The organism is Poseidonibacter antarcticus, assembly GCF_003667345.1.
Classification (GTDB): Bacteria; Campylobacterota; Campylobacteria; order Campylobacterales; family Arcobacteraceae; genus Poseidonibacter; species Poseidonibacter antarcticus.
Genome location: NZ_RCWF01000025.1, coordinates 1 through 5,451, shown reverse-complemented (window position 1 = coordinate 5,451; position 5,451 = coordinate 1). Strand labels below are relative to the sequence as shown.

Here is a 5,451-nt window from a genome sequence, read left to right as displayed (position 1 = left end):
CTTTAATATTGCAAAAAATGAAACAGTAAACTTCAAACAACCAAGTATAGATTCTATTACTTTAAATAGAGTAGTAGGTAATGAAAGTTCTGTAATAAATGGAGCTTTAAATGCAAATGGTCAAGTATGGATATTAAACTCAAATGGAATACTATTTGGTAAAGATGCAAGTGTAAATACATCAGGAATACTAGCAACTACAGCTGAACTATCTGATAAAGATTTTAATGCAGAAAATTATAACTTTAAAAATAACTCATCAAACTCAGTAGTTAACCTAGGAACAATAGAAGTATCAAATTCAGGTTCTGTAATATTAGCTGCAAGTGAAGTTAGAAACTCAGGAACAATAAAAGCAATAAAAGGAAAAGTACACTTAAGTGCAGCAAGTGAATATACAGTAAACCTAAATGGAAACTCACTAGTAAACCTAATAGTTTCAAAAGGTGTATTAGATGCAATGGTTGAAAACTCAGGAACTATAATAGCAGATGGTGGAGAAGTATATCTTACAACAAATGCAGTAAATGAACTACTAAAAGGTGTAGTTAATAATACAGGTATTATTGAAGCTAATTCTTTAGATGGATTAATGGGGAAAGTGGAACTGTTTGCTCATGGTGGAGAAGTTCAAGTTGGTGGAACTATCACTGCAAAAGATGGCTTTGTGGAGACATCAGGGAAAGATTTTAAAATCCTAGAAGATGCAACTATTAAAGCAGGGGAATGGTTAATTGATCCTGTTGATGTTACTATTGATGCTACACTTGCAAGTACTATTGAAACTGCACTTGATACTGGTGATGTTACTATTGAGACTGATAGTTCTGATTATGCAGATGTAGATACATCATCATATGAAAGCGGAAGTGATGGAGATATTAATGTAAATAGTAAAATAGAATGGAGTACAGTAAATAAACTTACTTTAGATGCAGCAAATGATATTAATATAAATGCAGAAATCACAGCTTCATCTGGACAATTAGCTCTATATTATGGAGATAGTGGTGATTATAATGTAAATGCAAAAGTAAACTTAAGTACTGGTGCAAACTTTTTTACAAAGAAAGGTACTACTGAAACTGATTGGACTGTTGTTACAACAGCAATTGCTGTTGAAGGGATGTCATTAACTGAAAATACAGTTTTAGGTGATGATGTTGATGCTAGTACTATTTTAAATTGGACACCAATCTCCACTTTTAGCGGTAAATTCGATGGACTGGGACATACTATTTCGAACTTAACTATAAATAAACCTGATGAAGATTATGTAGGACTTTTTGGAAGGACAAGTGAGGCAACTATCAAAAATATCGGTGTAGTTGATGTTTCTATAATTGGACAAAATAAGGTTGGTGGTTTAGTCGGTTATACTTATGATTCTACAATAGAAAATTCGTACTCTATAGGAAATGTAACGGGAGTAGGTTATGCAGGTGGTTTAGTCGGTTATACTTATGATTCTACAATAGAAAATTCGTACTCTATAGGAAATGTAATAGGAACAGCGACTGGAAATGCCTACATAGGGGGCTTAGTAGGTTTCAGTTATGGGAGTAGCATTGAAAATACATATGCCTTAGGAGATGTTTCGAGTAAGGGGCATGATACAGGAGGTTTAGTAGGTAGTCTTCAAATTGGATCTATTAAGAATTCATATTCATTAGGAGATATTTCTAGTGAAGGGTATTATACAGGAGGATTGGTTGGTTTTAGTAATGATTCTTCTTCAACTATAACAAACTCATATGCAAGTGGTGATGTTGAGGGGAAAGGGCTTATTGGAGGCTTAATTGGTTATAATTCTTCAACTATAAAAAACTCATTCTATGACAAAGAAAAAAATACAGCTACTATGAGTGATAGTGAAACTTATGGAAAAACAAAAGCCCAAATTATAACTGCACTTGAAGATTTAGCTGGTACTCCTTGGAAAGCTTTAGAAAGTGATAGTAGTGCTGAAGGATATCAATTAGGAAGTCTTCCTTATTTAGAAAATATCACAAGAAATGAAGATATCTCAAAAATAACACTATTTAACAGTGGTTTAGGAACAGATGATTCTCCATACGCAATAACAAACTGGACACAACTACAAAATATAAATAATAGTAATGTTTTATCAGCTAATAAGTATTTTGATTTATCAAATAGTATAGATAAAGATACATCAGATTATACAAACTTAGCAAGTTCGACTGCAAACGATGGGAAAGGTTGGAATCCTTTAGGAGAGGAAGACAATGTATTCAGAGGAACTTTTGATGGACAAAATAATACTATTTCAGATTTAACTATAAATAGAGAAACCGAAGATTTTGTTGGACTATTTGGATTTACAAATGGTGCAAGTATTAAAAATATCGGTATAGTTAATGCTACTATAACTGGACAAGAATATGTTGGAGGATTGGTTGGGTTTAATAATGATTCTTCAACTATAACAAACTCATATGCAAGTGGTGATGTTAGTGGTGATACTAGTGCTGCTGGAGGATTGGTTGGTCTTAATTATGATTCAACTATAACAAACTCATATGCAAGTGCTACTGTTAGTGGTATTGAAAGAGTTGGAGGATTGGTTGGGTTTAATAATTCTTCAACTATAACAAACTCATATGCAACAGGCTCTGTCTCAGGGTCACAAATAGTTGGAGGATTGCTTGGTGGGAATTCTAGCTCAACTATAGAAAATTCATATGCAAGTGGTAATGTTGTAAAGGGGATAAAGGGTGGTGGAGGATTGGTTGGTGTTAATGATGATGAGTCAGAAATCACAAATTCATTCTACGATAAAACAGAAAATCCAGATATGCCAGATGAAGAGATATCTGGAGTAACAGGAAAAACCACAAAAGAGTTAAGCTACGGACAAACATTCAAAGATGCCTCTTGGGACATAGTTGCAGATAGTGCAGTAAAATCTGCAACACCAGTTATAAAATATGATTCAGTAAATGATAAATATTATTGGGCAATAGCACCATTAGCTTTATCATATACACTATCAACAGACCAATCAAAAACATATGATGGAGAAACTAAAAAATTAAGTGATTTATATAAAAATGTTTTTGGAAAAGATTACTCTTTTATAACAGGATATAAATTCCAAGAAGATAATAAAGATGTAACAGGATATAAAAATGCTGGAACATATGAAGATATAAAAGTTGTATTAGATGGTGAAAATACTTTCTTAACTATTAAAGACTCTAGAAATGTAGATGGAACATATGTAATTGATAAGAAAGCCTTAAGCGTATCAAACTTAACAGTTAAAGATAAAGTATATAATGGTACAACATCAGCAACACTTTCAAATAATGGAACAATAAATAAATTAGCAGATGATAGTGTTACTCTTTCAACAACTGCAACATTTAATAATAAAAATGTAGAAGATACTAAAACAGTAAATTTAGATTATACATTAAGTGGAGATGATGCAAGTAACTATTCATTATCAGATGCAACAAATGTAGCAACAAGTGCAAAGATAACAGCAAAAGATATAACAGCAATAACAGATATCACAGCTTCAAATAAAACTTATGATGGAACAACAGATGCAAGCTTAGTTACAAGCTCAGCAAAATTCACAGGAATAATTGAAGATGATACATTAAATGTAGCAACATCAACAGGAAAATTTAGTGATAAAAATGCAGAAGATGATAAAACAGTAAATATTACAGGTTTAACTTTAGGTGGAACTGATTCAGGTAATTATAATTTAAAATCAACAACAGCATCAACAAAAGCAGATATTTCAAAAAGAGATGTAACAATAAATGCAAGTACTACAAGTAAAATATATGATGGAACAACAAATGCTACAGTTACCCTTTCAGATGCAACACCTTCAACTAGAGCAATTGCACCAACAGGAATAATATCAGAAGATACAGTAAGTATTACAGGAACATCAACATTTAGTGATAAAAATGTAGGAACAAATAAAACTGTAACAACAAGTTTATTATCATTAAGTGGAACAGATGCAGGTAATTATAATATTACTAATACAGATAAAAAAGTAACATCAACAGCTAATATTACAGCAAAAGATATAACAGTAAGTGCAAATGATTTAACAAAAGTATATGGACAAGAAGATGCAACTTTAACTTACACAACAGATGGATTAGAAACAGGTGATAAATTAACAGGAACTTTAAAAAGAGAAGCTGGTGAAGATGTTAATTCAGCAGGATATGCAATCACACAAGATACAACATTAACAAACTCAAACTATACAGTTACATTCACTAATGGAAAATATACAATCACTCCAAAAGCTTTAACAGTAACAAACTTAACAGTTAAAGATAAAACATATGATGGAACAACTAGCGCAACACTTTTAAATAATGGAACAATAGATAAATTAACAGGTGATAATGTAGTTTTCACAACAGCAGCAACTTTCAATAATAAAAATGTAGAAGATACAAAAACAGTAAACTTAGATTATACATTAAGTGGAGATGATGCAAGTAACTATACTTTAGCAGATGCAACAAGTGTAGAAACAAATGCAAAAATTACAGCAAAAGATATCACAGCAATAACAGGTATCACAGCCGAAAATAGAACATATGATGGAACAACAGATGCAACATTAAAAACAACAAATGCAAAATTCACAGGAATGATTACAACTGATGAATTGAGTGTAGGAACATCAACAGGAACATTTGTAGATAAAAATGTAGCAGAAAATAAAATAGTAAATATTACAAACTTAACACTTTCTGGAGATGATAAAGATAATTATAATCTTAAGTCAAGTACTGTAAGTACAAAAGCAACAATTAATAAAGCAGATGCAACAGTAACAGCTGCTTCTGATTCAAAAACATATACAGGATTAGAACAAACAGTATCAGGATTTACAGCAAGTGGATTAGTAAATGGTGAAACAATTGATGTACTTGATAATGTTACAGCAAGTGCAAGTGGAATAAACGCAGGAACATATACTGCAATTGCCTCTGGAAGTGATGAAAACTATAATCTAACATTTAAAGATGGAAGTTTAATAATCACTCCAAAAGCAATAACAGTAAGTGCAGATGATTTAACAAAAGTATATGGAAGTTCAGATGAAACTTTAACTTATTCAACTAATGGATTAGAAACAGGTGATACATTAACAGGAACTTTAAAAAGAGTAGCTGGTGAAAATGTAGCAGAATACGCAATCACACAAGATACAACTTTAGCAAACTCAAACTACACAGTAACATTCACAGATGGAAAATATACAATCACTCCAAAAGCAATAACAGTAAGTGCAGATGATTTAACAAAAGTATATGGAAGTTCAGATGAAACTTTAACTTATTCAACAGATGGATTAGTTGGAGAAGATACATTAACAGGAACTTTAAAAAGAGTAGCTGGTGAAAATGTAGCAGAATACGCAATCGCACAAGATAC

At 31.7% G+C, this 5,451-nt stretch carries 1 protein-coding gene; it reads left to right on the top strand.

Going from position 1 to position 5,451, the window contains the following annotated elements:
- The coding region (locus D9T19_RS14185; RefSeq protein ID WP_121628905.1) for a YDG domain-containing protein at positions 1-5,451 on the top strand (5,451 nt) is incomplete at both ends.